Origin of the sequence: Roseicyclus sp., from assembly GCF_965662675.1 — a bacterium.
Classification (GTDB): Bacteria; Pseudomonadota; Alphaproteobacteria; order Rhodobacterales; family Rhodobacteraceae; genus Roseicyclus.
The window spans coordinates 1-2,521 of the sequence record NZ_CBFIIK010000174.1; the positions used below are offsets into that span (position 1 = coordinate 1).

Genomic DNA, 2,521 nt, shown 5'->3' on the forward strand with positions numbered 1-2,521 from the left:
CGGATGGGGCTGTTGCCTTGCTTGGGGACGCGGCGCATCCGATGTACCCGATCGGCGCGAACGGTGCCAGCCAGGCGATCCAGGATGCGCGGGTCTTGGCGACATGTCTGGCCCAAGATCCAACCCCGCAAGGGCTACAAGCCTACGAAGACATCCGTCGCCCGATCGCGACCAAAGTTGTCCTGAGCAATCGTGAAGGTGGGCCTGAGAAGGTGTTGGATATTGCGGCCGCGCGGGTCAAGGGCCCGGACGACAGGATCGAGCACCTCATCACGCGAGAAGAGCTTGAACAGGTTGCCGCCTCCTACCGCAATGTGGCCGGCTTTCAAAAGAACAAAGCCTGAGCCATGCCGGTCTTCTACGCGGCATATGGCGCAAGAAAAGCAGCGTCCCGCGTCCGGTTCGAGATCGGGGGGCGACGGGGTGTTTCGCGTGAGATGGCAGAGCTTGGCGGATCACGGGCGCTGGTTGTGACAACGCCACAGCAGGTGCGCGCGGGGGGTGCTTGGCCAAGTGGGAACGGCGTTGCCTCACAAGCTTTGCCATTTTCTTGGCCGGATATTTGGCCTGCCCCAAGCGCAAACGCATGCAATCACCCTGCCGCATGCGACTGTTTTCAACAAAGACGCTATTCGTGCACTCTTGGCGCCTCTGCTCGGCGCGGAGTGCGACTGTTGGGGGGACCATATGACTGAGTATTTTTCCGAAGAGGGCTCGATCGATGCAGTCAATGCGCGGATGGGGGCGAATGTCAGCCCGCGCCTGAAAACCATCATGATGGCGGTCGTCAGCCATCTCCATGACTTGGTCAAGGAGATCGAACTGACCCAAGAGGAGTGGGAATTGGCGATCAAGTTTCTGACCCAGACAGGCCAGATGTGTAGCGCGGAGCGTCAGGAGTTCATCTTGCTGTCCGACGTGCTTGGCGTCTCCATGTTGACGGACGCGATCAATAGCAGACGCCCGGCCGGTGCGACCGAAAACACGGTCTTGGGACCGTTTCACCTTGTCGATGCGCCGATCCGCAACATGGGTGACACCATAGCGCTTGATGGAAAGGGCGAAAGTTGCCGTTTTGAGGGTCGGGTGCTGGATCTGAAAAGCGCCCCGATCGCCGGAGCGGTGATCGACGTTTGGTCCGACAATGCCGACGGCTTCTATGACGTTCAACAACCCGACATCCAGCCAAAATGGAACAACCGCGGAAGGTTCGAAACGGGTGCGGATGGCGCCTATTGCTTCGTTGGCATAAAGCCTGTCAGCTATCCGATCCCGAATGATGGGCCGGTCGGTCATATGCTCGCCGCACTTGGCCGCCATCCCTATCGACCAGCCCATATCCATTTCATCGTCACGGCACCGGGCTATGAGAAACTGGTGACGCATACCTTTGTTGGTGATGATGCCTATCTCGGGTCGGACGCCGTCTTTGGCGTCAAGAATACATTGGTCGCGCCATACGAGAAATCCGAAGGGGGGCCTGAAATCTGGTCCTCGAAATTCGATTTTGTCCTGATGGAAAGTGATGGTGCGTGACGATAGTGCCCAGATCCGGGTTTGCCCATGGCGTATCTGGGAAAGCCGATCGTAAGAAGACTGACCGATAAGCAATCTTTTCTTGCTGACGGAAGCCCAGATGGCACGGCCATAATCCTTCTTTCCCAAGTGGCATGGCAAGCCACGCGTGGATGTTCGGCCGGTGCCCGACAAGATCAAGATCATGTTCGGGCGTCTGAAAGACTGGCGACGGGTCGCAACCGGCCACGATCGATGCTGGCGGCTCTTGTATTTGCGACCGACATGTAAGCTCTGCTTCGGCGACCCACCCGAACACCGCCGTTTGCCTGCCGTCAGCCTTGGGGGGTAGACTGCCGCAATTTGTGTGCAGTATGTGTGCAACATGGCCCCGAAAATCGGATCGCGGTGCGTGGGAGATCGCTCAATGCCCAACAACGCAGCCACCAAGGCAGCGAGACTATCGGTTGCCCCCATGATGGATGGTAGCGATTGCGGTGAGATTTCAATAAGTTGCGAGGCGTCGTGAGCAGCACATGTTCATGTTTCGATCGCGCAATGTCGTGCGGCGTCGTGTTCTCTGCGGTTCGTCGTGTTCGAAACGGCGAAACTCAATTCTCGAATTTCATTTGCCGAAATGTCAGCGAAATGCGCCGCGTTCGTTGGGACTTTCGGCCCTCGACAAGATCCGTCTTTCTGGCTGGTATCGCATGGGTCCAGTCATGGCGGGCTTCACCTGCCATAACCAAAAGGCTGTCGGGCTGAAGCAGAAGATCCATGTGCCGAGAAGACTTCTGCGAGGCAAACCGCATAACGCATGCCGAGAGCAAGCTCAGGGAGGCGATGGTCTCTCCAAAGCAGGGTTGGCAGTCGACATGGGCAGAGATGCCCTGTCCAGACTGATATTCGTTGATGATGACCTGGTCTGGGACGGCTTGGAAGTGACCTTCAGAGGTCAGTCGCTCCGTCAACTGCTGGAAAAATTCAGGTAATGGCCCAAGATAAT

At 57.5% G+C, this 2,521-nt stretch carries 3 protein-coding genes and 1 pseudogene; 3 read left to right on the forward strand and 1 reads right to left on the reverse strand.

Annotated elements, in window-relative coordinates; translation table 11 throughout:
• From ACTG4J_RS15185 to ACTG4J_RS15195, 3 genes and pseudogenes are all read left to right on the forward strand, one after another.
• Positions 1-344: FAD-dependent monooxygenase (locus ACTG4J_RS15185; protein ID WP_439140574.1), on the forward strand; the 344-nt coding region annotated here is incomplete at its 5' end.
• A 169-nt stretch (positions 345-513) separates the two neighbouring features.
• A complete protein-coding gene (locus tag ACTG4J_RS15190; RefSeq protein ID WP_439140575.1) occupies positions 514-1,536 on the forward strand; it encodes a dioxygenase in 1,023 nt (340 codons plus the stop codon).
• Between the two features lie 67 nt (positions 1,537-1,603).
• A pseudogene (locus tag ACTG4J_RS15195) lies at positions 1,604-1,702 on the forward strand (IS5/IS1182 family transposase); the annotation flags it as partial.
• Positions 1,703-2,126: 424 nt separating this feature from the next.
• On the opposite strand, the gene ACTG4J_RS15200 reads toward ACTG4J_RS15195, so the two are convergent.
• A partial coding sequence (locus ACTG4J_RS15200) for an alpha-ketoglutarate-dependent dioxygenase AlkB (protein WP_439140576.1) occupies positions 2,127-2,521 on the reverse strand: 395 nt, incomplete at its 5' end.